Source organism: Bacillus sp. LQ16, assembly GCF_057784645.1.
In genome coordinates this window covers 1,838,808-1,865,761 of sequence record NZ_CM173491.1, presented here as the reverse complement: position 1 = coordinate 1,865,761, position 26,954 = coordinate 1,838,808, and the positions used below count along the sequence as shown (strand labels likewise).

Genomic DNA, 26,954 nt, shown 5'->3' with positions numbered 1-26,954 from the left:
CATAGCATATACACAAAAAGGATAGCTTCATTTTCACGAAGCTATCCTTCAAAAATCTTCTTATTTTTTTAAATGATATGGAACTGTCGTAATAACAACATTTCTTTTATAAAGTAAATACGCACGTATGAGTAAACTGGATTGATTATGAAGAATGTTATGCCAACCTTTTTTCGGAATGAACTGTGGTATAACGACCGTAACGCGGTAATTCGATTCACTTGCCTTATATTGCACTGTATCAATGAACTTCGTTAACGGCTGAATAATACTTCTATAATGAGAATGTAATGTAACAAGCCTTACTTCAGGTTGCCACACCTTCCATTTCTCTTCAAATTTCTTTTCCTCTTCTCTGTCAAAAGCAACATATACAGCGATAACTTGATCTGCAGAAAGAGATTTCGCATAGTTCAATGAATTTTCTACTACATGCGTCATACCTGCTACAGGAACGACAATTACATTCCCCTCAATTGGAATAAGAGGCTCGCAAGTTTTTAAACTTAATTGATCACCCACTGCATCATAATGCTTCTTAATTCGATGGAATAAGAAGATAATAACTGGTAAGAAAATAAGAATCGACCAAACTTGTGCAAATTTAGTTAAAAAGAACATGCTCATTACGATAAAACTAATAACTGCACCAATTAAATTAACCGTTAATTTTAAAGCCCATCCTTCAGGTTTTTCACGAAGCCACTTTAATACCATCCCTGTTTGAGAAAGTGTAAATGGAATAAATACACCTACTGCATATAACGGAATTAAATGTTCTGTTTGTCCTTGGAAAGCTACAATTAAAATAATCGAAGCAACTCCAAGTATTATAATACCGTTTGAGTAACCTAGACGGTCTCCTCTAATCGTAAACATTCTCGGTATGAATTTATCTTTTGCGAGGTTAACCGCTAATAAAGGAAATGCAGAATAGCCTGTATTAGCTGCGAGAATTAATATTAAAGCTGTTGTACCTTGTATGAAATAGTACATGAAATTACGTCCAAATGTTTGTTCAGCAATTTGAGAAACAACTGTTACTTCTTTACTCGGCGTCACTCCGTAATAATAAGCTAAAAATACAATTCCTGAAAATAACACAGCAAGTAATGCACCCATTGCAAGCAATGTTTTTGCAGCATTGTTTGGCGCAGGATCTTTAAAGTTCGGAATTGCATTTGAAATTGCTTCAACACCTGTTAAAGCAGAACTACCTGATGCAAATGCTCTTAACAGTAAAAACAAACTAATACCCGCAACCGGCGTTCCGATCGGCGTGTGTAAAGTTGGTGAAACGTGACCAGTCAAAATATTATATATGCCTACACCAATTAATATAAATAGGGCTAAAACAAATAAATAAACAGGATATGCTAAAACAGAAGCTGATTCCGTTACTCCTCTTAAATTTAAGATCGTAATAAATATAACAAATATAATCGCAATGATTACATTATGTGCATGTAAACTAGGAAAAGCAGATGTTAGCGCATCTGTACCTGCAGATACACTTACCGCAACAGTTAAAATATAGTCGACTAATAAAGATCCTCCAGCAATTAAGCCTGGATTCATCCCTAAATTTTCTTTTGATACAACATACGCTCCCCCGCCATGCGGATAAGCAAAAATAATTTGACGATAAGATAAAATAAGGGCTGTCAATAATACTAATACCCCAACAGCGATCGGAATGGAATACCAATAAGCGATCGCTCCCATACCTGCTAAAGCAATTAAAATTTGCTCTGGACCGTAAGCAACTGATGACAATGCATCAGAAGATAAAATAGCTAAAGCTTTCGTTTTATTAAGCTTTTGTTCTCCAAGCTCTGTTGATTTTAACGGTCTTCCAATTAAAAATCTTTTAATAGATGAAACCAATGCTGTCCACTCTCCAATAATTTTGTACGAACTTTTCTGCTTGTTACAGCCAGTAAACGATTTCTTCAGAAAACAAAAAATGTCTACAAGCCATAGCGAAATAGACTTGTAGACATTATTTTTTTTGTCGCACAAGCTCCACCTTCCTTCTCAATATAACGCTTACGAGGTTAGCTGTCGGATTCGGGCCTATGAGTAGCCCTACCTTTTTCAAGGATTCACCCCATCGGATTATGTACTAATCCGTAAAAACGGGTCCCCCGTACCATGCGGTTTCAGCGATTTAGAAAATTGAAACTGTGAATTATAATACTCCTTTATTTTCAAAAAGTAAACAAAAATTTTTAATAAGAAAAAAATTAAAATGATTGCGCATAATCCGCTGAGAAATATACATAATGAATATTAAAAATCCGCAAAGGAGACCCATATGTCTAAAGAAAAGAAGCCTATTTTTTCCGATTCATATTTAGATGCAGTAGCAAATGAAATTAATCAGTTATATGGTAAACGTGAACAGGAAATAAATTTGACAGATAGAACGAAAAGAAATAAATAATTTGTCATACAAAAAATAAAAAAGATAGCAATACACTTATATATTGCTATCTTTTTTATTTTTTCATACATCTAATTCTATTACAGATTTGTTAAAGGTCATCTCTTCGTACACCTTTAAATTTTGATATATAGATTCTAATAATGGTGCCGCTATAGAAAATTTCTCTGCTACATCCAGTAAATATCCTTGCAAGTGCTTCCCTTCAATAAACGAACCCTTTTCCATATCACGTTGCATTGATGACTTCATATCATACGAAATTTTATCAATCGTTTTCATATGTTCCTGGGCAATATTAGCCTTTACTGGAGCTCCTAATACTCTCATGATTTGTACAGATTCCTCAAACACATTACGGATAAAATCACGGCCGCCTTCACTTTCACGGATTGGTCCAATTGGTGCACGCATTAACGTTGTCACACCTGACATTACAGTAATAAATAAATATTTATGCCACATATCTTGCGTAATATTTTCACTTAAAACAAAACTAGATTTCGTACCTGAAAATGCTTTAGAAATATGCTTTACTCTCTCTGAATTTTGAGACTTAATTTCTCCAAACACAAGTCTGTTGGCAGCGCTAGTTTGTACAATTTCTCCTTGATCGTTTAACGTCGTCTCGATAAAGCATAAACCGCCAATTACTTTTTCTTCGCCGAATTCTTTTTGTAATAGCGATAAATGAGCGATACCATTTAACAATGGAATGATTACAGTATTTTCGCCAACAAACGGCTTCAAATCTTGAATTGCCTCGTTTAAGTGATACGCTTTTGTTGAAAATAAAATGACATCAAATGGAGAAGTTCGCTCTTCTTTCGTTATTAATTTCGGTCGGAAGGAAAAATCCCCGTTAACACTTCGGATTACAAGTCCTCTTTCCTCTAATTGTTTTTTCCGTTTACTACGAACAAGAAACGTGACATCTTCTCCCTTCTCGACTAATCTGCCACCAAAAAATCCTCCGACTCCACCAGCGCCTAATACTAAAATCCGCATACAGCATCCCCCTTTTCAAAATACAATTTTATAACTTTTAGTATACATAACATTATACATGTTCCCTACTAAATAAGCTGAATTTTCACTCTCAATTGAGTATAAAAGAGTGGTTATTTTCAAATAAATTTGGGCATGTTGTTTCTATAGCATATATGGAAAGGACACAATGTAGATGGAGGCAATACAAGCAATTGAGGAAAAAGGTGTAGCAACAGCTATATTCCAATTTATATTCCCGTTTTCGTTTAAAGCTGGATATGAACAAAATATGTTCCCTTTCTTACAAAAAAACGATTTTCGTCCTTTTCGGCTCGATCATCTCGATGATGAAAATACATATTATGGGGAGTTTAAAGTTTCACATCAAAATATGGAAGCATACTATCTTTCATTTACAAATAAAATTCTCTTTCCTCATTCAGAGCATCAAAAGGGCTTGCAACGTTATTCAAAGGACCTTAACTTAACTGGACATTTAACAACAAACCTTATTTCAATTCCATTCAAGATACACTCTATTGATGTCACACTTTGTCCTTATGAACTTGGCTTCTTAACAATTCGAACAGAAGTAAACACTGCTCCAAACATGACTTTATCTGAAGCAATCGAATTCGCTGCTCGCTTCCGTGTACTTGAAACTAAAACTGATACAAATGAGTCTATTTGTATTGAATGTAACGGAAAAAAGTATTCCCAAGTTGAAAAATTCATTTTTGGTTATTTATTTCATGGCGTAACTGATTTCTTTGAAAAGAAGAGATTAAGAAGTTCATACTTTCAAACCTTCCCTTTCTTTGAAGACCAAAGAATGTACGTTCAAACTCTATTGTCACTAAAAGAAGGTATGGAACTTAATGAAGTGGATGTTTATCGTACTTCCAGTCTTTCCGGATTAACAAGTGATGGTAAACCATATGTAAGCGCAAATAACCTTCCTTACATTCATGACTATTTAAAAAAACACGCTTATCAGAGATGGGCTCCAAATCGTTATTTCATAATGGAAGAACATATTTTTACATGTGTAACAAATGAAGGCGAACGCGAAATCTCTAAACTTGCTAGTCAAATGTTCGGAGAATTTTATTACGCTTTATTATTAAACCTATTTCATAAAATTGTTTTATTAAAAATGGCAAACGCCTATGCTGAGCTAAACATTGAACAAGATACTAATGAAATAGAGAAATTAATTTATTCGATCAATTCGTTCACTGCTAATTATTTTTCTTTAGAATTAGTATCCCAATCACAAAGTGAAGATATTTTCTTCCGCTTAAGAAAACTTTTTAATATTGAGGTTCTATACTCGAACGCGAAACAAAATCTTGATAGTTTGTTTAAATATCAAGAAAATGTCGCCTCTAAAAAAGATAGCCTTTTATTATTAATTTTAACGCTCTACTCTGTAGTGGGCCAAATGTTAGGGTTTACTATGATTGACCTTTTAAGAAACACCGATTCAAACAAAATATCGTCCCCTCTTGAATTTTTCGCTCTATTAATTGCGATTAGCGGCATTGTCATTTCACTTATTTTAGGAGCCCAAAGTTTATATCAATGGGGTCTACAGCATAAACAAAGAAAAGCTTGGGTAAAACAAACGGTACTTTCTGCCGTTAAAGAGAAAGAGGATAAAAACTAAAGAAGGTTATTTTCAAATTCTTGGTGTGCTGCAGTAAGTGAAATTTTTATCAGCGATTTTTAAATATATCGACTTACCGACAAAAAACGACGAATGACAGGACTGGATAATAAAAAAAGGGTACTCCAAATTAAAACTTGGAATACCCTTTTTTATTATACGAATTCAGCTTACTTCCCAGCTTCGATTTTCTCTAATGCAGTAGCTACTTGCTCTTCCGTTAATTCATGTTGTATTACGTAGCGGTTACGTGGACTTACACGACATTCATGAGAACATGCACGTAAATATTTCGCTTCGTTTTCTTCAGAACATAAAATTTTCTTATTACATTCTGGATTTGAACAGTTTACATAGCGCTCACATGGTTCACCTGTAAAGTGATCTTTACCAACGATAACATGTTCTTTTTGGTTTACTGGAACAGCGATACGCTCATCAAACACGTAACATTGTCCATCCCAAAGCTCACCTTGTACTTCTGGATCTTTTCCGTACGTTACAATTCCGCCGTGAAGCTGACTTACATCTTCAAAACCTTCACGAACTAACCAACCAGAGAATTTCTCACAACGAATTCCACCTGTACAGTAAGTTAAAATCTTTTTACCTTCAAGTGTTTCTTTGTTTTCTCTAATCCAATCTGGTAATTCACGGAATGATTCGATATCAGGTTTAATCGCACCTTTGAAGTGTCCTAAATCAAACTCATAATCATTTCGTGCATCAATGATAACTGTATCTTCTTGTTTCATTGCCTCATAAAAATCTTTTGGCTCTAAATACTTCCCAGTTATTTCGTGTGGGTTAATGTCATCTTCTAGACGAAGTGTAACTAATTCTGGACGAGGACGTACGTGCATTTTCTTGAATGCATGCCCTTCTTCTTCATCTATTTTAAATACGATACCATCAAAACGTGGATCATTATTCATTGCTTCCATGTATTTCTCTGTTTGCTCTACAGTTCCAGAACAAGTTCCGTTAATACCTTCTTTTGCTACAAGAATTCTTCCTTTTAATTCAAGTGAATTACAAAATTCTAAATGCTCTGCAGCAAATTCTTCTGGGTTTTCAATTGTTGTGTACATGTAATATAGTAATACTCTGTATGGTTTTGTAGTTGCCAATGTATTTCTACCACCTATCTAATTTTTAAAATCATGTATAAGTTAACGTTCATATCAAAACATATATAATAAGAAAATGAATCCCATTTTCTTTTCTTTATACTATTTTCTGTCAGTTAACAAAAATAAAAAACAAGATTACACATCATAACACTATGGTTATGTTGTAATCCCAATATATTATATATCATACAATTGCAATTCCATCAATTAATATGCTGTATTATCAGCTTTATGTTCACATAAATTTCAAAAACAGCCCTTTAATTCACTATGTTTCCCCATGTCACCACACCATAAACTCCCAATTCATTTTACATTATCACACCATCCATTGCATAAAGGCATATAATTTGCATTAAGGAAACTTTCGTGTTCAAATGAAATTATCACATAACATATTTAAATGTATTGAAATAATGAGTAAGAATAAATACAATAATTTCATCAAGTTAACATTTTAAAGGGGAAAACTACTATGAATAAAGATATAACAAAAGATAAACATCTCCCTTCTGAAAGTACAACTGTACAATCAGCTCACTTAGCTTTAAGTGGAGAAACAAAAGGCTGGAAAAGACTGTTACCATTTTTAGGACCCGCTTTTATCGCGTCCGTTGCTTATATTGATCCTGGCAACTTTGCTACAAATATCGCAGCTGGTTCACAATATGGATATTTACTATTATGGGTTATACTCGCTTCTAACTTAATGGCTGTATTAATCCAAACTTTATCGGCTAAATTAGGAATTGCTACAGGAAACAATTTACCCGAAATAGCTCGTGAAAACTTTCCAAAGCCTGTGTCTATCGGCTTATGGATACAAGGTGAACTAGTTATTATGGCTACAGATTTAGCGGAATTTATTGGAGCTGCATTGGGGCTTTACTTACTATTTGGAATCCCGATGCTACCTGCCGCTTTAATTACAGCAGCCGGATCATTTATTATCCTTGAATTTCAACGTAGAGGATTTCGTCCACTAGAAGCTATTATTACAGGAATGATTTTCATTGTAGTAATCGCTTTTGGGATTCAAGTTTTTTATGCAAAACCAGAATTAAGTCCCCTTCTTTCAGGACTATTTATTCCAAAATTCCAAGGTGTGGACAGTATATTACTTGCAGCAGGGATTTTAGGTGCGACAGTTATGCCGCATGCAATATACTTGCATTCTGCATTAACACAACGCCGCGTGATCGGAACAACTGACGAACAAAAGAAAAAGATTTTTCGTTTCGAATTTATCGATATTATTATTGCAATGGTTATCGCTGGAGCAATTAATGCGAGTATGTTAATTGTTGCAGCTGCACTATTTTTTAAAAATGGTATGCATGTTGAAGATTTAGATGTTGCTTACACTCAATTTACCAACTTAGTAGGTCCTGTATCGGCTGCATTATTTGGGATTGGACTTTTATCAGCAGGACTATCTAGCTCTTCTGTCGGTACAATGTCGGGTGATATTATTATGCAAGGTTTCATTCGCATGCATATTCCGTTATATTTACGCCGATTTATTACAATGATTCCACCACTAGTTATTATTGCTTTAGGTGTAAATCCAACTTACGCTCTAGTTATGAGTCAAGTTGTCTTATCATTCGGTATTGCATTTGCACTTGTACCACTTATTATGTTTACAAGTAATAAAAAGATTATGGGTGCACTCGTTAACCACCGTATAACAACATTTATCGCATGGATAATTGCTGCTCTCGTTATCGTTTTAAATATCTTCTTACTGTATCAAACATTTGTAGGGTAATGAAAAAAGGGTATTCCAATTTTTATTTGGAATACCCTTTTTGGATGAAATGATTTTCTTCTAGTTACCACTTATGTATGCCCCTCTTTCCGGCATCATGACACCATTTTCAGTTCGAAAGTAAAGTGGCAAGCCTTCCGCAAAAAACATACTTACCTTGGACGGATCTTGCCTTTGATGATGAATATGTAAATGCGGCTCACTTGAACTTCCTGAGTTACCGACTTGAGCAAGAAACTCTCCTTCATTTACATGTTGTCCTTCTCTCACATTAATTGATCCTTTCTTTAAATGGGCAAGAATTAAAAATGTGCCCGTTTCATCTAGTCGTAAATAAATATGATTCCCAGCCATTGACTGAAAATTATCCGATCCCGGAACTAAATCTTGTTCATTATTATTAATTGATACAACCGTCCCAGAAGCTGGTGCCATTACTTTCGCTCCATATATTCCGTAATCCTCTAACTTACTACTTTTCACTTCAGCAGGTGGAATGAGAATATCATATGCCCACCTTTCATTTGGTTTTATAACGTGATAGTTCATTTCTAACCGATCACCACCCCAACCTATTAATGCTCGCTCATTCAAAGGAAAACGAACTACTGCTTTAGGACTCATAGATTGTATATCTGCTGGATAAGCAATTCTACCTATATTAGCAAACCAACCGACAGGCCAAGCTCCAATGATAGAAAACAGAATGATTAAAAATAGCGTTCTATCTATCCGCTTTCTAAAAATGCCTTTCCAAAAAAATATTATTACTGATCCTATCAAGAGGAAAACTGAAATAAAACTAAAAGCCTGAATACTCCACCAAACAAAAACTGATGTAACACCATTAGCTACATAAACTAAGATCCAACTTATAATTAAAAAAGAAACTATAATTACTAATAAAAATTTCTTCCACATGTCGCATCCCTACTCTCATATCCTTTTTCTCAATGATACAAAGTAAAAATTACGACATATAAAAGAAATACTTACGACTTTCTTACTTTTTTATACTGCGGTAATTTCACAGTAAAAACTGTTTCTTTATCGTTACTACGTACAGTGATATCCCCTTGATGGAGATCGGCTATACTTTTTGAAATTGCAAGTCCTATTCCTTTCCCGCCCGTATGAGAACTACGTGATTTTTCACTACGATAAAACTTCTCAAAAATGTAAGGAAGGTCCTCTTTCGGAATGCATTGTCCAAAATTTTTAATTTCTACTTCAACATTCATTGTTTTATTGAAAATTTCAATTGCAATTTCCTTTCCATCTCTCCCGTACATAATACTATTACCTATTACATTTTCAAATAGTCTCACTATAAGTGTCACATCAACTTCTACATGTAGCACTTCATCACTTTTAATATAAAAGCTCATATTGGCATCATCTAATTGTGGTACAAAGTCAATCATGATTTGTTCAATTAATGCTTTCATATCTACTTCATCTTTATGTAATTCAATCTCTCTATAATTTATTTGACAGTATTCTAATAAATCATCTACTTGATTTTTTAATTCATAACTTTTTCGCTTTAATATACTTACATACTGTTCACATTCTTCTCCATTCGAATGAAGTTTATTTCCTAACAGGTCTGCATAACCGATTAAAGATGTTACTGGCGTTCGTAAGTCATGAGAAATATTACTAATCATTTCATTTTTCATTTCCTGTGATTTTTTTTCATTTTCAATAGACTCTTTTAAGCTTTTCGCCATTCTATTAACATTTGCCGCTAGTTCACCAATCTCGTCATTTTTCAAAATAGGTATATGTATTTCAAAATTACCGTCACTTATTTCCTTCACGTTCTTGTTAATTTGAGACAACCTTTTCATCAGTGTTTTTGTCATTAATGCAAAGTATGTTGTAGTAAAAATCAAAAAAACTATAAAATATAAAAATGAATATTTTTCCTCTAAAACATTAACCTGACTATATATATTTCCAACCAAAATTTGAAACACTATTATACTTACAGTCGCTAACAAGATGCTACATATGAATGCGATAAAAAACTTAGCTCTAATGCCTTGTAATGATTTAATCTTCAATTTTATATCCGACTCCCCAAACATTTTGTATAAACTTCGGTTCTTTTGGATTCTCTTCAATTTTATTTCTCAATCTTGCAATATGAACCATTACTGTATTATTACTTTCATAGGCTCTTTCGTTCCAAACGCTCTCATATATTTCTTCAATTGTGAACACACGATTCCTTGCAGCTGCCATTAAGTGTAAAATATCATATTCAGTTTTCGTAAGATTGATTCTTTCTCCATATAACATTACTGTTCTCGACACTTCATCTATTTCTAAACCTCTAATATTTATTTTCTTTTCCATTACTTGGGGAGCATTTTGATTGAAATATGTATACCTTCTTAATTGGGCTTTCACTCTTGCTATAAATTCAATTGTACTGAACGGCTTCACAATATAATCATCTGCCCCAGTACTAAATCCAATTACCTTATCTACATCCGATGATTTCGCGCTTAAAAACATAATTGGTAAACTATGTTTCTCTCTAATCCTTCTACAAAGTTCTATACCATCCATTTGAGGCATCATAATATCCAAAATAGCAAGTTGAATACTGTTATTATTTATTATTTCTAAAGCCTCTTCTCCGTTATGAGCACTAAAAACTTTAAAACCTTCTTGTTTTAAATTCACATTAATAAATTGAATAATATCTTTATCGTCATCTACAATTAATATCGAATTTTTTTCCATTTCCAAACCTCTTTTTTGAAATATATTCCACATCTAAGTTTATCATAAATCAAATCTACCCTTATACCTTGAATAATCTTTATTTTCAGATTAAATTATATAATAACAAATACATTCTATTTTCATGTGAAAAGGAGCGAAAATATGTTTCCTTTATTAAAAACTGAAAGACTCATTTTAAGAGAACTTACCGAAAAAGATGCACCACGTATACTACAATGCTTTTCTAATACTAATGTACTGCGCTATTATGGCCAAAAACCGTTACAAGATGTTGATCAAGTGAAACAAATCATTCATAACTTTAAGTTGAGCTACAATGCAAGAAGCGGTATAAAATGGGGAATCGAATTAAAAGACAAGAAAGAACTCATCGGTACCATTGGTTTTCACGATTGGTCTTCTGAGCATAAACGAGCCAATATAAGTTATGCCTTTTTGCCTGAACACTGGGGAAAAGGATATGCGACTGAAGCTGTTTCTGAGGTTATATCATACGGTTTCCATACGATTCATTTAAAGCGGATCGGGGCAATTGTATTTCTTGAAAATGAAGCTTCCAATAAAGTACTATTAAAATTAGGCTTTGAAAAAGAAGGTGTTCTAAAAAATTATATGTATCAAGATGATATCCCATATGATACGAATTTTTACGCTTTATTAAAATCAGTTTAATAGAATTTATGTGTAAAAAACCTTACTTTTAAAAAGTAAGGTTTTTTGTATTTATTCATTAGCAATATAAGCATTCTTATAAGTATAAATACCACCAAATTGATGTTTTTCAATCCCTTTTACATAATCCTTTTGTACATACGCTGAGCCAATATGATAAAGCGGTGCCACAGCTGCATCTTCTAATAATACCTGCTCAGCTTCTCGCAACGCTTCCCATCGTTTTTCCGTATCTAGTACAAAATCCGTTTTCGCTTTCTTTATTAATTCATCGTAACGAACATTAGAATAATTCATTTTATTATTCGGATTCCCTGTCGTAAATAACTCTAAATAACTAATTGGGTCTTTATAGTCAGGTCCCCAATTTGCCATAGTTATATCGTAATCACCTATTTGTTCTAACTGTAATTTTTGCTTAAATGGCTGTTGTTTAATTTGTATCATTAACCCTTGCAAATTCTTCTCTAAATCACCTTTTATATATTCTGCCATACGTATTGCGTTATCTTGTTCGAACGTTAAGAACTCTAGGTTTACTTGTTCTACCCCAAGCTCTTTTTTCGCTTCTTCCCAAAGTTTTTTCGCATTTTGCAAATCATATGAGGAAATATCTCCATTTTCTTTTCTAAAATCTTTACCAGTCACTTCATTTACATGACCAACTGGTACAAGTCCACTTGCAGGTTTTGCTCCGTTATTAATAAAGTGAGCAACGAAATCATCTTTATTTAACGCTAATGAAATAGATTGACGCACCTTTTTATTTGCTAACGCGTTATTTTTTTCATTAAAACGAAGCATAGCAATTCCAGGATCACTCGACATATGTAATTCCTTATTCCCTTTATACTTGTCTACAACTTGCGAATTAATAGGTACTCGATCTAAATCTCCGGCTTCATATAAATTTACAGCTGTCATTGTATCCTTTACGATATGAAAGTTTATTTCGTCTAATTTCACTTTCTTTCGATCCCAATATGTAGCATTCTTCTTTAATTGAAACTCTTGTTCATGCTTCCATTTTTCTAATACAAATGGACCGTTATATATGAGATTACTAGGTTCCAATGCATAATTGTTTCCTTGTTCTTTCAAAAATGATTCATGCTGTGGTAAGTATATAGGTAGTGCTAACAACTGTAAAAAATACGGAATTGACTGTTCGAGTTCAACTTCTAACGTATAATTATTTATCGCTTTAACCCCAAGTGCATCAAGAGGCATTGTTCCCTTATTGATCTCTTTCGCATTTTTTACATAAAAGAGCATGGACGCATATTGAGAGGCTGTTTCAGGGTTAATTGCACGTTTCCAAGCAAATATAAAATCATTTGCTGTTACATTATCCCCATTTGACCATTTTGCATCTTTACGCAAGTCAAATGTATATTTCTTACCATCTTCACTTCTTTTAAACGATTTTGCTATGGCTGGAGTAGGCTGATCTTGATCGTTTAATACATATAACCCTTCAAATATATTCTGCATAATGTGTGCTGATGTACCATCTGTTGTTTTCACAGTGTCCAGAGAAGGAATTTCTTCTGATACTGTTACATTTAACACTTGTTTTTTAACCTCTATGTCACTTTTATCCGCTTTATTATTACAAGCTGTTAATAATAAAGATGTAACAAGTGCCATTACCATTAAATGGCTCTTTTTTCGCTTCATGAGTTGTTCTCCTTAAATATAAAATATTATAAAGCGTAATATATTATAGCAGAAATACTAACAGAAAGATGCGACATTCTTTTGAATATTTATTCGTTCAAGAAAAAAACTATCCTTTTAAAAGGATATGGATTACCTTGGAATCTTTTCGATTTTTAACGAAAAAAACATATAAACCAATAGGAGCTTAACTTTTCCTCAATAAAATCGAATTTAATTGTCGCTTCAATACATACTTTCTATTTTATAGCATCTAAATACCACAATACCAAATTAACATTTACGGATATTTTACGAAACTTTCGGAAATTAAGACGAATATTCTGGACTTATCGTTCCGGAATATTTATACTAAGTTACATGAATGGAGGTGTTATAAATTGGGTAGAAGTATTAGTTTTAACAAAGAACACGCTTTAAATAAAGCTATGCATTTATTCTGGGAAAAAGGTTATGATGCTACATATATATCAGATCTTATTGAAACGATGGGTATAAGTCGATCTACTCTCTACGATAGCTTTGGAGATAAGGATGCACTATTTAAACTAGTTTTGGAACATTATAAAAATTATGGCTCTCAAAAGAGAAATTTACTTTTTAGTGGTATAAACACAAAAGCATCACTTAAATCCTTTTTTTATCAACATATTGAAAAATGTTATTCAGGTGAAATTCCAAAAGGTTGTATGATAACTAATTCTTCACTGCTTATTGGACAAATTGACCCTGCCATAGAAGAAATACTCATAAATGATTTTAATGAACTTGAAAAAGTATTTAAGCAAGTTATCGAAGAAGGAAAAAAGAAAGGAGAAATTTCACAAGAGGTTGATACTGAATTAGTTGCATATTCTTTATTAAGTTTAAATCATAGTTTGAATGTAATGTCTAAATATAAAAAAGAGAAAAATTCAGCCTATCATCTAGTAGATAAGACTATTGCAGACCTATAGTCTTTCTTTTTTAATGATTTCGGAATGAACGTTCCAAAAAGAAAGGAATGATAAAATTGACTAAAAAGACAAATTTTCTAATATTTATTTTAGCAATTAGTTGTGGTTCACTTGCTGCAAATATTTATTATGCACAACCAATTGTACAATTCATTGCAAAAGATCTGAACATTTCTTCTGATTTATCTGGATTGCTCACTACTTTGACACAAATTGGGTATGGATTGGGGTTATTTTTTATCGTACCGATGGCTGATTTATTGAAAAGTAAGAAAATAATAGGAATTCTTATCGGGTTAACTATTTTTTCATTAATTGGTACGCTAATTTCGACAAACGGAATTATTTTTTTACTATTAACAACTATAATTGGCATTGGGGCCTGTGCAGCTCAAATGTTAGTTCCACTAACAATGAGAATCGTGCCAATTGAAGAGGCAGGTAAATATGTGGGTAAAGTGATGAGTGGTTTATTGATTGGGATTATGATTGCTCGCCCATTATCTATCGGAATAACAGAGTGGTTTAGCTGGAGAATGGTATTTCTTTTTTCATTAATAACCCTAGTTACCGTATTACTGTTAATTCTAAAATTTTTACCCAACTATGAAGTTATCTCAACTAGTAACATGACATATCCAAATTTAGTAACTTCTATGGTAAAGCTACTAATAAATACTTCTCCTTTACAACAAAGAGCTTTTTATCACGCATGTTTATTTGCTGCATTTAGCCTTTATTGGACAGCTATTCCAATTTTATTAAGATCAGAGCCATTACATTTTTCAAATAATGAAATTGCATTATTTGGCTTTGTTGCAATTGCTGGAGCTTTATTAACTCCTACTATTGGTAAAATAGCAGATAAAGGTTATATTTTTACAATGACTAATGTATCATTGGCACTCGTACTATTATCGATCGTACTATTATTCTTTGTTCAAGATCATTCACTATTTAGCATAATTTTAATTCTTATCTCAGGTATCTGCATTGATATTGGTGTAGCAGGAAATTTATTATTAGGTCAAAAAATTATCTTTGGTTTGAATCCCGAGATAAGAAACAGACTTAATGGATTATATATGACTATTTTCTTTTTGGGAGGAGCCTTTGGTTCATGGATTGGAAGTTATACTTACTATAAATTTAATAGTGAAGTAACTTTACTCATTGGAGCTGCTTTACCTTTAATCGCCTTAATAGTTCATTTAATACACAATAATACAATAAGTTTATTAAAAACCAAAAATAAATACATGTCCTAACTATCAATGTACTCTAAAACTAGCGTCAACATCTAATTTTTTGGGTAGTGTTAGCATTATCACTTCTGTTGCAAAGTTTTAAAAAATTTAGTGAGGTTTACAAATTAGAAATAGGCTGTGGAGAAGATTCTCTCCACAGCCTAAAAAAGTTATCTTTGTAAACCTCGTTTATAACGACTTGCTTCAAATATAATACGCTCTTCATCTAACGTTTTACATTCACCATTCCAAACGACACGTTTTCCGTTAATAATTACATCGCTTATATCTTTTCCACTCGCAGCATATACAAGGTGTGATAACACTTCATCCGCTGGTTGTAGATGCGGCTTATTAGACGGGTCAATCGTAATAAAATCAGCACACTTACCAGCTTCTAGTGACCCTGTTTGTTTCATCCCAATGACTTCCGCAGCTCCTTTTGTCGCAAGAGAAAGAGCTGTTTCAACTGGTAATGCTGTTGCATCTTGGTGTATACCTTTTTGCAATAAAGTTGCTATACGCAGTTCTTCAAACATGTCTAAATTATTGTTAGACGCAACACTATCTGTTGCAATTCCTACTTTTATTCCTGCTTCTAGCATCGCTTTTACATTCGCTATACCAGAACCTAGTTTTAAATTACTATTTGGGTTATGTGCTACTCGAACATCATGTTCTGCTAAAAATGCACGCTCATTTTCATTTAATACTACACCGTGTGCAATAACTGTTGGGCGTTTAAACAACCCGCAACTTGCTGCATATTCTACTGGACGTTTTCCGTACTGTGCTTCAATATCACGTACTTCACGCTCTGTTTCCGAAAGATGAATATGGACCATCGTTTGATTTTCTACTGCAATACGTGCGCATTCTTCTAACAGTTCTGTAGAACATGTATATGGACTATGCGGTGCAACCATCGTAGTTAACATGCCACTTTCTTTATAGTAACGCTTCACATATTTCTCAGCTTCTTCAATTGCTTTCTTTTCATCGTCTTTCGTTCCGAAGCTAAATAAAGTTCTTGAAACAGCAGCTCGCATTCCACTCCTTGATACCGTTTCCATAATTGCATCTTGATCTACTCCAATTGGATTAAACATGTCAGAAAATGATGTTGTACCACTTTTCACCATTTCAAGTAATCCTAATTCCGTACTAGCAACCGCAAGCTCTGGAGTAAACTGACTTTCAAGTGGCCAAATTCTCGTCTCCAGCCATGGTTGTAATAACATATCATCGCCAATACCTCTTAAGAGACTCATTACAACGTGTGTATGTGTGTTTACAAGCCCTGGTAAAACCCACTTTCCTTTCATGTCAATTACTTCATCTACTTCAAAATCATTAGCGAATTCTCCGCTCTTTACATCTATAATTTGATCATTTTCTACAATGATATATCCATTTTCTATCACTTCGTTTTGTTCATTCATCGTTACGATTGTAGCGTTTACATAAGTTGTTTTCAAAAGTATTTCCCCTTTCAACTCTATGAAGTTCCCTTTAATAAGTTACCACCATTATAGTAACTTATTAAAGATTAAGAGTCAAAAGATAATTTGAATTCTTTCGTTATTTTTTCCTTCAAAATGTTATATTGCTTTTCATTTGTATCTGCAAATGCTTCTTCCCGATTTGACTTTTCATCCATATAATTCAATTTTCCATTGAATTGAGTCTCTGTAAAATCAAATCTCTGCCCATCTATAAAGTTATAAAAGTGCCATACCTCTCTTACTTTTGTCTTTTTAATTTCTCCTCCGTATATGTCTTGAACGACAAGAGCTGTAACACCACATTGTCCCTTTGCTGGATTTTCAATTGTCCACTTTGAACTTGTTTCAATTGACCACGATTTTATTAGTGCTTCATATATTCTTTTTTCCTTTACATCATCCATTCTAATCTTCCCCTACTATTAATAGTTTTACACATCATATTTCAAAAGAGGCAGTACACGACCCTTAAAGACAGTTGATGGTGTCTCTCCTATTAACTGTGCTCCCATTTTCAAGTAATATCCTTTTGCATTCGGATCACTATCAATTGTAAAACTTTTTAATCCTAGTTCATTTGCTTTTTCTATTACATACTCCCAAAGTATTTTCCCGTAACCTTTTCCTTTGTAATCAGGATGAATGTACAAGAAATCGAGAGCTTTATCATTACGTAAAAATGAGAAAAAACCAATCTTCGCATTATCGTTTTCTAAAACATATACAAAATTATTTTTTATGTATTCTTCTGTAATTGTTAAATCTTCCTTACAAGCAAGTATGAATTCTTCACTATAATTCCACGTTGCTTTTGATTGTAGTGCGAGTTCACTTAATTCATTTGCTTCACTTAATAACGCTTCTCTTATCTTCATGATTCTTTCTCCTCACTTTCGATATGTAAACTACTAAATTGATTCGGAAAGCACTTCAAAAAACCTTTTATTTTCATAAATTAGAGCTTACTTTTATAATTCTTTATTATAATCAGTACGATTTTCAACAAATTTTTTAAAGAAAAAGAACGCCATCCCTAAAAGTTGGCGTTCTCTTTTTCTAAAATTTAATCTTCAAACTCACTCATTCGTTTTACTATTTCGTACAATACAAACCTATACAGTTTCTACTACCGCTTCAAGCATTGTTCCATTTTTAGCATAATTCGTATGCCAAGAAAAAGCTTTTTCTAAAATATGAGGAGTTTGTCCACCTCTTGTTTTTGCTTCTTCGTAATAAGCACGTAGTTGATCACGATACATTGGATGTGCGCAATTCTCAATAATAAGTTCCACTCTTTCTCTTGGCGCGAGCCCTCTTAAGTCAGCATACCCCTGTTCAGTGACGATAACATCTACATCATGTTCTGTATGATCTACATGTGAAACGAAAGGAACGATGCTTGAAATGTTCCCACCCTTCGCAATCGATTTAGTAACAAAGATAGCTAGGCGGGCATTTCTTGCAAAATCACCAGACCCACCAATACCATTCATCATTTTTGTACCTAAAACGTGAGTAGAGTTAACATTACCATATATATCCAATTCTAAAGCAGTATTAATTGAGATTAATCCAAGGCGACGAATGATTTCAGGATGATTGGAAATCTCTTGTGGACGCATCATTAATTTGTCACGATATTTTTCAAAGTTAGAAAATACTTGTTGCATTTTCTCTTCAGAAAGCGTGATAGAACAACAAGAAGCAAAATTGACTTTTCCAGCATCCATAAGATCAAAAACTGCATCTTGTAAAACCTCGGAATATACTTCTAAATCTTCAAATTCTGAACCTAACATTCCGTGCAATACTGCGTTAGCAACTGAACCAATTCCTGATTGTAACGGCGCTAAACGATTTGTTAATCGGCCTACTTTGACTTCTTCTCGAAGGAATTCTATTAAATGCTGTGCCATAATAACAGTTTCTTCATCCGGAGGAACAATTGTCGATGGCGAATCCAATTGATTCGTAAACACAATTCCCTTTACTTTTTCAGGATCAATTGGAATACCGATTGTTCCAATTCGGTCATCCGTTTTCACAAGCGGAATTGGAAGCCTCTCTCCTTGTTTACCTGGTTCATATAGATCATGTAGCCCCTCTAATTGCGCGGATTGAGCCATATTCATTTCAATAATAATAGACTTAGCATTTAAGGAAAACGCTAAGGAATTTCCAATTGAAGTGGTTGGAATAATCATTCCGTCCTCTGTAATCGCAACCGCTTCCAAAATAGCGAAATCTATATCTAGAACGTCAGCACGAAGTAACTCTGCTGTATGAGATAAGTGCTGATCTACAAATAAAAAGTCTCCGTTATTAATTCCTTTTCGCATTGTCGCATCAGCTTGGAAAGGCAATCGTTTCCCTAAAATTCCTGCCTCAGCAAATAATTTGTCTACATCCGAGCCTAAAGAAGCCCCAGTATAAACATTTACTTTAAAAGATTCATCATTCTTAACTCGGTTTACAAGCGCAAATGGGACTGCTTTCACATCACCTGCACGTGTAAACCCACTTAAGCCTAAAGTCATTCCACTTTGAATCCAGGAAGCTGCTTCTTCAGGTGTAACTACCCGATCTTTTAGACGTTGATCTCTGATTCTATCTAAATTGTTCTCCATATGTAATCCCTCTCTCATTGAATATTCATAATTATTTTACACATTAACACTATCAAAATAGGGATTTTAGTATACAATGCCGAAAATTCAGACAGAACAGCAAATCTAGGTTCTAAAGCAGAAAAATTTAGAATCCTAGAAGCTTACGGAAATAACTAGCGTATGATTGACTAACTGGTACCCTCTCACCATTATCCATCGAAAGTACAAAAGTAGAATGGGTATCAGGATAAATCGCTTTAATATGATTAACATTTACAATAAACGAACGGTGACATCTAATAAATGAATCTTTCGGAAGCAAGTATTCGAATTCTTGTAGAGAGTATTTATGTGTTCCTGATAACTCTTCTGAATTCACATACGTCTTTTTATCTTTAGCCTCTAAATACATAACCTTTGAAAAAGGAACCGGAATCCAGCCGTCTGTTGTTTTTAAAGTAACGACTGACTTTCCATCCGTTAAAGCTGGATAAATTGCCGTTACGCACCCTTCAAGCTTTCCATTGTTTGAAAATGGTACAGCCATTCCATGATAAGGAATACCAAAAACATCCCGATTAATAAACTCAGATGTTTTTTGATTCATCACCATCGATTTATGAGCAATCGTTCCTTCCTTTATAGGATCCCCGACACTAATCTTTAAATCAATTCGTTTACTTGGCCGATAGTAAATATATTCTTTCGTATTCGAAACAGCAATTGAAATTTCATCTGAAAATAATTCACCAACAACATCTAGTAATAAACCTAACGTTCTATCTTCCATTCTATTAACACCTCATTCACTATTATACTACTATTATGAACAGGCATCTGTTGCTTTATAAAAAGTTTGATTTTAAGTTACTTTTAAAATTAGTTTTATTCACTATTACTTCGTTACTACAAAAAACCTCACTTCAGAAAAGTGAGGTTTCCTCTCATACAATATTTCTTTATTTTTTTAGAGACTCTAGTAACTTTTTAACAAAATAAATTGAATTATGCGAAGCAGATACACAATTATCTTCGAACACTTCTATGCCAGACGCTTCTTCTGTATCTGTTATTGATCTCACTGCTAAAAACGGAATCGTATTTGCATAGCAGACGTGGGCTATACTTGCAGTTTCCATATCTACACAAAGTGGATTGTATTTAGAGATTATTTCTGTACGACCACTCTCACTAATAAACGCTTCTCCAGTAACAACTTTTCCAAAATAAACATTTTGAGCGAATTGATTGTTCTCAACCACTTCTCTGCTTAATTCAAGCAGGTTTCTATCCGTTCTAAAATATACACTTTCCATCCAAGGATGATATTCAGTTAATATCCCTTCATCAACATCATGATATGCTATTTCTGTTGAAATTACTGTATCTCCAATTTTCAATACTTTGTCGATTGCTCCTGCAACACCTGTGACAATAATATGCGTTACATTGAATTTATCGATTAATATTTGAGTTGCAATAGCTGCATTAACTTTACATACACCACAATATAAGGCAACAACTTCTACATTCTCATATTTCCCACTGTGAAATGTTAACATCGCAAGATTCGTTATTTCCTTATTAGACATTTCTTCAATAAAAGGCGTAATTTCATCTTCTGATGGACCGATAATTCCAAATCTCATACATTCATCTCCTTACTTACACAGAGCTTGATATCTGTTTAATTATATAGAATAAGATTTATTTTTTATTAAGTAAAGTGAATTTAAGAATTTATTGCCCCTATTTCTGTATAATAAATAATCCCAAACTACAAACAGTTTGGGATTATCTTTCTCATTTATTATGCGCATCTAACCACGAAATTAAATCTTTAAATACTTCATCCTTATTTACTTCATGAAACATTTCATGTCTACCATTTTCATATAAACGTAGTGTCACGTCTTTCACACCACATTTTTTATAGTTTTCATATACTTCTTTTACACCTTTCCCCATATCGCCAACAGGATCACGATCACCAGAGAATATATGTATTGGAAGATTCTTTGGCGTCTTCTTGTATTCTTCTAGTTTATTTACTTCTAATACTCCAGAAAATAATTCTCGGTAAAAACTCGTCGTACAAATGAAACCACATAACGGATCCGCAATATATTTATCAACTTGATTATTATCTGAAGATAACCAATCAAATTTTGTACGATTTGGCTTAAAGTTCGAATTGAAGTTTCCGAAAGATAAAAAGTTTAACATTGGACTTTTCGTTTTTGCCCCGCGCAATTTCATTTCGATTGTTGCTACTTTATGACCAATAGCTCCTAAAAGCCCTGGATTTCCACCTGTTCCTGAAATTAGAAATCCATCATATAATTCGCCTCTAAGTTGTACAGCACGTCTTGATAAAAAAGAACCCATACTATGTCCAAGTAAAAACAAAGGACTTGACTGCTCTTCTTTTATCCTTTCTGAAACAAAGATAACATCCGATACAACTTGATTCCACCCTATATTTGGTTCAAAATGACCATAATCTTCTTCTTTTTTTACTGTTTTCCCATGTCCTTTATGATCATGCGCATAAACACCATACCCTGCTTCCAATAAAGCATCTACAAATTCTGTATACACCCCTGCATGCTCTGTCATGCCATGTGCAATTTGAATAATTCCTCTCGGATCTCCTTCTGGTAACCACTTACGCAAATAAATTTCCGATCCATCCAATGCCGTAACGAAACTTTCCTGTACATTCATTTCGTCAGCCCCCAACTCTATTATGTATAGCTTTAAGAAAATGAATATCCATTCACTTTTCTTATTTTATATTATATGTAATTGCTTTCATTATGACAAATGATGTATTTTTCAGACTTGCTTTTAAACTAATTTCTTGACGAATTAAAAATAAAATTATATAGTTACTTACATAAAGTAATTATATAATTTTTAGGAGGTTTCTACTATTATGATGCCATCACTATTTTTAGCACATGGTTCGCCTATGCTCGCTATTCAAGATACAGACTATACACGATTTTTAAAAACACTTGGAGAAACATATAAACCGAAAGCAATTGTTATTTTCACTGCTCACTGGGAAACTGAAGTATTAACGATTTCCTCATCAGATAACGAATATGAAACAATTTATGATTTTGGAGGTTTCCCCCCTGAGTTATACGAAATCAAATATCGTGCGAAAGGCTCTTCTAGCATTGCATCTATGTTAGAAACAAAATTTAGAAACAAAGGTATTCCAGTCCATCATAATATGACGAGAGGTTTAGATCATGGTTCATGGACACTCCTGCACCGCATGTATCCAGAAGCAAATATTCCTGTCGTGCAAATATCAGTAAATCCATTCCTTTCTGCAAAAGAACAATTTGAAATTGGAGAAGCACTTAAAGGACTCGGACAAGAAGATATTTTAGTAATCGGTAGTGGCGTTACCGTTCATAATTTACGAGCACTGAAATGGAATCAAACTACACCTGAAAAATGGGCAATTGAATTTGATGATTGGATTATTAAACATATGCAGAATAACGATAAAGATGCATTGTTTAATTGGGAGAATAATGCTCCTCATGCACAATTAGCCGTACCAAGAGCAGAGCATTTTGTTCCTTTGTTTATTGCAATGGGAAGTGGCGAGAATAGCGGTGAAGTCATTCACCGTAGTTATGAGCTTGGTACATTAAGTTATCTCTGTCTTCGATTTTAAAGAAAAAGGATGAAGCACATGTTGCTTCATCCTTTTTCTTTTTCATTCACTTAGTTAACTAACTTCCAAACGTTGTTTCTCTGATACTTCTTCGTTCTTATTGTGAAAATAAACCCAAATACACGCAATAAATAATAGTGATGATGTAGAGAGGAAAACATATTGGAAGCCTGCATGCGCTGCAATTTGTCCCCCGAGCACTGGCCCAATCATATTTCCTAAAAACTGAAACGACTGATTATATCCAAATATTCGTCCCGTAACATGGGTTGGTGTATGTTGTTTTAGTAGAGTTTGTACGGAAGGCAATAATCCTGCTTGTGCGATACCTAATAAAAATCGAAGAATTAATAGTTGCCAAGCTGAGGTTACAAATGCTTGCGGGATAAAAATAATTCCTGCTGCAAATAACGCTACAACTAACGTTTTTTGAGGACCGATATGATCTGATAATCTCCCTAGTCTTGGTGCTGCCAAAATAACTGCTAATCCTGTCGCTGACATAACTGCACCCGCAATTGTTTCAATATGTGCAGTATGAGGACCTACTAAATTTTTCACGTACAATGTAACAATTGGTTGAACTGACATATTAGCAAGTTGAATAATAAATGTTGTTACAAATAAACTAATAATTAAATGCTTCGCTGGGACCATCGTCCATACTTTTTTCGGCTGTGTTTTTTTTGCTTGAGCAGAGTGATTTTCTTCATGCAGGAAGAAAAAAACGATGAGAAAGGAAAGGAATAAAAAAGCTCCTGTAACAAGAAAGACATGACGCATTCCAATTAACTCAGACAAATAACCTCCAAGTAACGGGCCAAGTAACGAACCGCTCACACCACCAGTTGAAATTGTGGAAATCGCCCAACCTGAATGTTCTTTCGGAGTTTCTGCTGCAATAAATGTCATCGCTGTTGAAAGGAAACCAGATACTGCTCCCATTAAAAATCTTAGTGCGACTAGTTGATACACATCCGTTACAAACCCCATAAGCGTCATAATAATCGCCATACCGAGGCTAGCACGAATAAGCATCAATTTCCGGCCATGTATATCACCAAGCTTTCCCCATATTGGCGATACAATCGCACCCATTAAAAATGTTACACCAAATGCAAGTCCCGACCACTGTGCAATGCTTGAAGTGCCAGTTACTCCTAATTCCTCAATATAAAAAGATAAGAAAGGAATTACTAAACTCATACCGGCTGCAGTGGTAAAACAACCTAGCCAACAAATCATTAAATTCCGTTTCCAGCTGGCCATTTTCACACCTTCTTTCTTTAGATACCCATTCTACACCCTTTCTTGTAAAAAGTTTAGTAATTTGCTTTATATGTAAGATTTACTACAAAACCCGCTATTTTCTAGTGAAAATCACTACAATCCCACATTTTTTTCATAATAAAACCAACTCCCACTAAATGAAGTTGGTTAATAATCCATTAAACCGTAACCATAAATAATTGAAACAATTACACCCACTACCAATATACCTGGAAGTAAATTTGCCACCTTGATTTTAATAATACTAAGCAAGTTCAATCCAATAGCAGATATCATAATGCCGCCCGTAGCCGTCATCTCCACTATAAATTGGTTCATTAATTCTTTCGGGACAAAACTATTAATTTGTGTTGCAAAAACTGCAATACCACCTTCATATAAAACAACTGGAATCGCCGAAAATACTACGCCAATTCCTAGAGTTGTCGTTAATATAATAGAAATAAATCCATCGATAATCGCCTTTGTAAATAAAACATCATGATTTCCGCGAATCCCACTGTCAAGTGCACCAAGTATCCCCATCGCACCAATTGCAAAAATTAAAGTAGCTGTTACAAAACCTTCGGATATGCTACCTTTCCCTTTCGATCCAACTTTATTTTCTAGCCAATCCCCTAAATGTTTTAACTTTTCTTCTAATTGTAACCATTCTCCAATTACCGTACCAATCACTAAACTCAGTATGACAACAAGAAAGTTTTCACTTTTTAATGCCATTTGAAGCCCAAGCACAGTAACCGCTAAACCGATTGCGTGCATTATCGTCCCTTTCATACTTTCTGGAATCCTACTAAATAATTTACCAAGTAAAGTACCAAATATAATACAAATCCCATTTACAACTGCTCCTAATATAACCATTTCTCATTCTTCACCCTTCGAATTCTTTATTTCTATATTTTGGTTTATACATTGATTTACAGGTTATCTATATGTTAACTTAATATTGAGAATATTAACAAATGTTTTCCACTACATAACCCGCTATTTTTTGTAACTTTAATTACCTTTAATAGATTCAGTGTTAATTTAATTGCGGGATAATATTAAAAGGGAAGGTATATATGAAAACTTTACTAAAACGATTTTTGTTAATAGCCTTTTTCATTACACCGATTGTTTTATTAATCAATTACTCTTTTATTTCAAAAGCAAAAGACAAACCCGATTTGCAAAACAAATCTAGTAAAACCGCTTCAAAAAGCGAAAAGAAAATAGAAGACCAAGAAATCACACTCACCTTCTCTGGTGATACAATGTTTGATTGGCAATTACGTCCTATAATCGAAAAGAATGGGGCTGATTACCCATTCCAACATGTAAAAGAAGAAATAAAAAAAGCTGATATTTCTTTTGTGAATTTAGAGTCGGCATTTACAACGAAAGAAAAGAAAGCACCTGGGCAACTGTTTTGGATTAAAAGTGATCCATCTACACTACAAGCTATTAAAAACACTGGATATGACATCGTAAATATTGGGAATAACCACACACTTGATTATGGGCAAGATGGATTATTAGATACGATTTCTCACGTAGAAAAATTAAAGTTCCCTTACATTGGAGCCGGAAAAAATGCGAAAGATGCATATACAGCACGAGAAATGACCGTAAAAGGGAAAAAGTTTAAATTTCTTTCCTTCGTTCGATTTATGCCTGATTCTAATTGGGTAGCTGGTGAGAATAAACCTGGCGTTGCGAATGGCTATGATTTAAATCTTGTAACAAAAACAATTAAAGAACAAAAACAAGATGCAGACTATTTAATCGTCTATATGCATTGGGGCGTTGAAAAATCAAATCGTCCGGTAGAATACCAAAAGCAATATGTACCTAAAATGGTTGAAGCAGGAGCTAACGCAATTGTCGGAAGCCATCCACATTGGTTACAAGGGTTTGAGTATTATAATAAAGTTCCTATCGCTTACTCATTAGGTAACTTTTTATTCCCGAGTTATGTGAATGGGAAAAGCGCTGAAACTGGCGTATTAACTTTAACTTTTAAAGGAAAGGATGTCCAAATGTCATTCAATCCTTATATCATTCGCAACAACCAAGTTTCCCCTGTAAATGAGGGAGAAAAGAAAAAAGCTCTTCAATATTTACAAACAATTTCAACTGATGTAGAAATTGATGATACAGGGAAAATAAAAAACAAACGAAACTAGACAGCTCAAGATCTATTTCTCTGTAATATACTTTACAGAATAGGTGATAAACATGCTGAAAGACTTATTAGAAAATGTAAGTTTGTTAGAGAACGTTTATAAAATTTCTATAGCAGTTCTACTTTTATGTTCCTTTTATTCTGTGAGACTATTTAAAAAAATAAAGCGAGAGAGAAATCTTACTCCTTTTGAATTTACAATGCATGTAATCATTCGTATTGCGATACTCTTTTGGTTAGCTAGCTTTATTCTTCTTGAATTTAATGAGTACCTAGTTTAACTATAAAAAAGATAGAACAAGCACTATATTCCCTCGCTTGTATCTATCTTTTTTATTTATATTCTAACTCTTTCC

Annotated in this window: 25 protein-coding genes and 1 riboswitch; of the genes, 9 read left to right on the top strand and 16 right to left on the bottom strand. The window is 33.7% G+C overall.

Features of this window, described 5'->3' with window-relative positions:
• Window positions 1–60: 60 nt before the first annotated feature.
• On the bottom strand, window positions 61–1,887 hold the full coding sequence (locus AC3EMB_RS09505; protein ID WP_488517775.1) for an APC family permease: 1,827 nt from the start codon (window positions 1,885–1,887) through the stop codon (window positions 61–63).
• Window positions 1,888–2,031: 144 nt separating this feature from the next.
• Window positions 2,032–2,178: riboswitch (cyclic di-AMP (ydaO/yuaA leader) on the bottom strand.
• A 139-nt stretch (window positions 2,179–2,317) separates the two neighbouring features.
• Between AC3EMB_RS09505 and AC3EMB_RS09500 the strand changes: the two genes are divergently transcribed.
• The gene (locus tag AC3EMB_RS09500; RefSeq protein WP_000031873.1) at window positions 2,318–2,446 is read left to right on the top strand and encodes a hypothetical protein; all 129 of its coding nucleotides are present in this window, start codon (window positions 2,318–2,320) and stop codon (window positions 2,444–2,446) included.
• Window positions 2,447–2,509: 63 nt separating this feature from the next.
• On the opposite strand, the gene panE is transcribed toward AC3EMB_RS09500, so the two are convergent.
• Complete coding sequence (panE, locus tag AC3EMB_RS09495; protein ID WP_001221912.1) at window positions 2,510–3,454, bottom strand: 2-dehydropantoate 2-reductase; 945 nt, start codon at window positions 3,452–3,454, stop codon at window positions 2,510–2,512.
• A gap of 175 nt (window positions 3,455–3,629) precedes the next feature.
• On the opposite strand from panE, the gene AC3EMB_RS09490 reads away from it, so the two are divergent.
• Entirely contained in the window at window positions 3,630–5,105 is a 1,476-nt protein-coding gene (locus tag AC3EMB_RS09490) for a hypothetical protein (RefSeq protein ID WP_088025343.1), read from the top strand.
• 170 nt (window positions 5,106–5,275) lie between these two features.
• On the opposite strand, the gene trhO is transcribed toward AC3EMB_RS09490, so the two are convergent.
• Entirely contained in the window at window positions 5,276–6,235 is a 960-nt protein-coding gene (gene trhO, locus AC3EMB_RS09485; RefSeq protein WP_000246233.1) for an oxygen-dependent tRNA uridine(34) hydroxylase TrhO, read from the bottom strand.
• A 478-nt stretch (window positions 6,236–6,713) separates the two neighbouring features.
• On the opposite strand from trhO, the gene AC3EMB_RS09480 reads away from it, so the two are divergent.
• Window positions 6,714–8,009 (top strand): Nramp family divalent metal transporter, encoded by a 1,296-nt coding sequence (locus AC3EMB_RS09480; RefSeq protein ID WP_053564763.1) that lies wholly within the window; start codon window positions 6,714–6,716, stop codon window positions 8,007–8,009.
• A gap of 60 nt (window positions 8,010–8,069) precedes the next feature.
• Here AC3EMB_RS09480 and AC3EMB_RS09475 read toward each other — a convergent pair whose 3' ends face one another.
• From AC3EMB_RS09475 to AC3EMB_RS09465, 3 genes are all read right to left on the bottom strand, one after another.
• A complete protein-coding gene (locus AC3EMB_RS09475) occupies window positions 8,070–8,930 on the bottom strand; it encodes a M23 family metallopeptidase (protein ID WP_069355401.1) in 861 nt (286 codons plus the stop codon).
• Window positions 8,931–9,001: 71 nt separating this feature from the next.
• On the bottom strand, window positions 9,002–10,102 hold the full coding sequence (locus AC3EMB_RS09470; protein WP_166504402.1) for a sensor histidine kinase: 1,101 nt from the start codon (window positions 10,100–10,102) through the stop codon (window positions 9,002–9,004).
• The gene (locus AC3EMB_RS09465; RefSeq protein WP_000414517.1) at window positions 10,068–10,766 is read right to left on the bottom strand and encodes a response regulator transcription factor; all 699 of its coding nucleotides are present in this window, start codon (window positions 10,764–10,766) and stop codon (window positions 10,068–10,070) included. The genes AC3EMB_RS09470 and AC3EMB_RS09465 overlap by 35 nt, the downstream gene beginning before the upstream one ends.
• Before the next feature lie 144 nt (window positions 10,767–10,910).
• Here AC3EMB_RS09465 and AC3EMB_RS09460 point away from each other — a divergent pair, with 144 nt between their 5' ends.
• Window positions 10,911–11,441, top strand: a complete 531-nt coding sequence (locus tag AC3EMB_RS09460) for a GNAT family N-acetyltransferase (protein WP_000484228.1) — start codon at window positions 10,911–10,913, stop codon at window positions 11,439–11,441.
• Window positions 11,442–11,492: 51 nt separating this feature from the next.
• Here AC3EMB_RS09460 and AC3EMB_RS09455 read toward each other — a convergent pair whose 3' ends face one another.
• Window positions 11,493–13,121 (bottom strand): peptide ABC transporter substrate-binding protein, encoded by a 1,629-nt coding sequence (locus AC3EMB_RS09455; RefSeq protein WP_488517650.1) that lies wholly within the window; start codon window positions 13,119–13,121, stop codon window positions 11,493–11,495.
• A 380-nt stretch (window positions 13,122–13,501) separates the two neighbouring features.
• Between AC3EMB_RS09455 and AC3EMB_RS09450 the strand changes: the two genes are divergently transcribed.
• Both AC3EMB_RS09450 and AC3EMB_RS09445 read left to right on the top strand, forming a co-directional pair.
• Window positions 13,502–14,077, top strand: a complete 576-nt coding sequence (locus AC3EMB_RS09450; RefSeq protein ID WP_000533752.1) for a TetR/AcrR family transcriptional regulator — start codon at window positions 13,502–13,504, stop codon at window positions 14,075–14,077.
• A gap of 47 nt (window positions 14,078–14,124) precedes the next feature.
• Window positions 14,125–15,345, top strand: coding sequence for an MFS transporter (locus AC3EMB_RS09445; protein WP_488517649.1), 1,221 nt, complete (start codon window positions 14,125–14,127; stop codon window positions 15,343–15,345).
• Window positions 15,346–15,494: 149 nt separating this feature from the next.
• On the opposite strand, the gene AC3EMB_RS09440 is transcribed toward AC3EMB_RS09445, so the two are convergent.
• From AC3EMB_RS09440 to AC3EMB_RS09410, 7 genes are all read right to left on the bottom strand, one after another.
• Window positions 15,495–16,820 (bottom strand): bifunctional S-methyl-5'-thioadenosine deaminase/S-adenosylhomocysteine deaminase, encoded by a 1,326-nt coding sequence (locus tag AC3EMB_RS09440; RefSeq protein WP_140155627.1) that lies wholly within the window; start codon window positions 16,818–16,820, stop codon window positions 15,495–15,497.
• A gap of 53 nt (window positions 16,821–16,873) precedes the next feature.
• On the bottom strand, window positions 16,874–17,233 hold the full coding sequence (locus tag AC3EMB_RS09435; RefSeq protein WP_048565312.1) for a YunG family protein: 360 nt from the start codon (window positions 17,231–17,233) through the stop codon (window positions 16,874–16,876).
• A 27-nt stretch (window positions 17,234–17,260) separates the two neighbouring features.
• The gene (locus AC3EMB_RS09430; RefSeq protein ID WP_089170794.1) at window positions 17,261–17,704 is read right to left on the bottom strand and encodes a GNAT family N-acetyltransferase; all 444 of its coding nucleotides are present in this window, start codon (window positions 17,702–17,704) and stop codon (window positions 17,261–17,263) included.
• Between the two features lie 237 nt (window positions 17,705–17,941).
• Window positions 17,942–19,456 (bottom strand): succinyl-CoA:acetate CoA-transferase ScpC, encoded by a 1,515-nt coding sequence (gene scpC, locus AC3EMB_RS09425; RefSeq protein WP_078993438.1) that lies wholly within the window; start codon window positions 19,454–19,456, stop codon window positions 17,942–17,944.
• 127 nt (window positions 19,457–19,583) lie between these two features.
• Window positions 19,584–20,228 (bottom strand): LytTR family DNA-binding domain-containing protein, encoded by a 645-nt coding sequence (locus AC3EMB_RS09420; RefSeq protein ID WP_029441983.1) that lies wholly within the window; start codon window positions 20,226–20,228, stop codon window positions 19,584–19,586.
• A gap of 169 nt (window positions 20,229–20,397) precedes the next feature.
• Window positions 20,398–21,087, bottom strand: a complete 690-nt coding sequence (locus tag AC3EMB_RS09415; RefSeq protein ID WP_016082075.1) for a 5'-methylthioadenosine/adenosylhomocysteine nucleosidase — start codon at window positions 21,085–21,087, stop codon at window positions 20,398–20,400.
• Between the two features lie 154 nt (window positions 21,088–21,241).
• Window positions 21,242–22,165 (bottom strand): alpha/beta hydrolase, encoded by a 924-nt coding sequence (locus AC3EMB_RS09410; RefSeq protein WP_001102583.1) that lies wholly within the window; start codon window positions 22,163–22,165, stop codon window positions 21,242–21,244.
• Window positions 22,166–22,376: 211 nt separating this feature from the next.
• Here AC3EMB_RS09410 and AC3EMB_RS09405 point away from each other — a divergent pair, with 211 nt between their 5' ends.
• A complete protein-coding gene (locus tag AC3EMB_RS09405) occupies window positions 22,377–23,138 on the top strand; it encodes a DODA-type extradiol aromatic ring-opening family dioxygenase (RefSeq protein ID WP_016513025.1) in 762 nt (253 codons plus the stop codon).
• Window positions 23,139–23,192: 54 nt separating this feature from the next.
• Here the strand turns inward: AC3EMB_RS09405 and AC3EMB_RS09400 are convergent, their stop codons facing one another.
• Entirely contained in the window at window positions 23,193–24,407 is a 1,215-nt protein-coding gene (locus tag AC3EMB_RS09400) for a multidrug efflux MFS transporter (protein ID WP_000179302.1), read from the bottom strand.
• A 168-nt stretch (window positions 24,408–24,575) separates the two neighbouring features.
• Window positions 24,576–25,292 carry a DUF554 domain-containing protein gene (locus tag AC3EMB_RS09395; protein ID WP_078993440.1) on the bottom strand — a complete coding sequence of 239 codons (717 nt, stop codon included), beginning with the start codon at window positions 25,290–25,292 and terminating at the stop codon, window positions 24,576–24,578.
• A gap of 203 nt (window positions 25,293–25,495) precedes the next feature.
• Between AC3EMB_RS09395 and AC3EMB_RS09390 the strand changes: the two genes are divergently transcribed.
• Window positions 25,496–26,599, top strand: coding sequence for a CapA family protein (locus AC3EMB_RS09390; RefSeq protein WP_000854539.1), 1,104 nt, complete (start codon window positions 25,496–25,498; stop codon window positions 26,597–26,599).
• 52 nt (window positions 26,600–26,651) lie between these two features.
• Window positions 26,652–26,879: a hypothetical protein gene (locus AC3EMB_RS09385; protein ID WP_095691084.1), complete on the top strand. Its 228-nt coding sequence runs from the start codon at window positions 26,652–26,654 to the stop codon at window positions 26,877–26,879.
• Window positions 26,880–26,954 lie beyond the last annotated feature (75 nt).

Excerpts from the sequence above, each read along its gene's own strand:
- AC3EMB_RS09500 (WP_000031873.1), top strand. The coding sequence starts at position 2,318 with ATGTCTAAAGAAAAGAAGCCTATTTTTTCCGATTCATATTTAGATGCA.
- panE (WP_001221912.1), bottom strand. The coding sequence starts at position 3,454 with ATGCGGATTTTAGTATTAGGCGCTGGTGGAGTCGGAGGATTTTTTGGT.
- AC3EMB_RS09490 (WP_088025343.1), top strand. The coding sequence starts at position 3,630 with ATGGAGGCAATACAAGCAATTGAGGAAAAAGGTGTAGCAACAGCTATA.
- AC3EMB_RS09480 (WP_053564763.1), top strand. The coding sequence starts at position 6,714 with ATGAATAAAGATATAACAAAAGATAAACATCTCCCTTCTGAAAGTACA.
- AC3EMB_RS09475 (WP_069355401.1), bottom strand. The coding sequence starts at position 8,930 with ATGTGGAAGAAATTTTTATTAGTAATTATAGTTTCTTTTTTAATTATA.
- AC3EMB_RS09470 (WP_166504402.1), bottom strand. The coding sequence starts at position 10,102 with ATGTTTGGGGAGTCGGATATAAAATTGAAGATTAAATCATTACAAGGC.
- AC3EMB_RS09465 (WP_000414517.1), bottom strand. The coding sequence starts at position 10,766 with ATGGAAAAAAATTCGATATTAATTGTAGATGACGATAAAGATATTATT.
- AC3EMB_RS09460 (WP_000484228.1), top strand. The coding sequence starts at position 10,911 with ATGTTTCCTTTATTAAAAACTGAAAGACTCATTTTAAGAGAACTTACC.
- AC3EMB_RS09455 (WP_488517650.1), bottom strand. The coding sequence starts at position 13,121 with ATGAAGCGAAAAAAGAGCCATTTAATGGTAATGGCACTTGTTACATCT.
- AC3EMB_RS09445 (WP_488517649.1), top strand. The coding sequence starts at position 14,125 with ATGATAAAATTGACTAAAAAGACAAATTTTCTAATATTTATTTTAGCA.
- AC3EMB_RS09435 (WP_048565312.1), bottom strand. The coding sequence starts at position 17,233 with ATGGATGATGTAAAGGAAAAAAGAATATATGAAGCACTAATAAAATCG.
- AC3EMB_RS09430 (WP_089170794.1), bottom strand. The coding sequence starts at position 17,704 with ATGAAGATAAGAGAAGCGTTATTAAGTGAAGCAAATGAATTAAGTGAA.
- scpC (WP_078993438.1), bottom strand. The coding sequence starts at position 19,456 with ATGGAGAACAATTTAGATAGAATCAGAGATCAACGTCTAAAAGATCGG.
- AC3EMB_RS09420 (WP_029441983.1), bottom strand. The coding sequence starts at position 20,228 with ATGGAAGATAGAACGTTAGGTTTATTACTAGATGTTGTTGGTGAATTA.
- AC3EMB_RS09415 (WP_016082075.1), bottom strand. The coding sequence starts at position 21,087 with ATGAGATTTGGAATTATCGGTCCATCAGAAGATGAAATTACGCCTTTT.
- AC3EMB_RS09410 (WP_001102583.1), bottom strand. The coding sequence starts at position 22,165 with ATGAATGTACAGGAAAGTTTCGTTACGGCATTGGATGGATCGGAAATT.
- AC3EMB_RS09405 (WP_016513025.1), top strand. The coding sequence starts at position 22,377 with ATGATGCCATCACTATTTTTAGCACATGGTTCGCCTATGCTCGCTATT.
- AC3EMB_RS09400 (WP_000179302.1), bottom strand. The coding sequence starts at position 24,407 with ATGGCCAGCTGGAAACGGAATTTAATGATTTGTTGGCTAGGTTGTTTT.
- AC3EMB_RS09395 (WP_078993440.1), bottom strand. The coding sequence starts at position 25,292 with ATGGTTATATTAGGAGCAGTTGTAAATGGGATTTGTATTATATTTGGT.
- AC3EMB_RS09390 (WP_000854539.1), top strand. The coding sequence starts at position 25,496 with ATGAAAACTTTACTAAAACGATTTTTGTTAATAGCCTTTTTCATTACA.
- AC3EMB_RS09385 (WP_095691084.1), top strand. The coding sequence starts at position 26,652 with ATGCTGAAAGACTTATTAGAAAATGTAAGTTTGTTAGAGAACGTTTAT.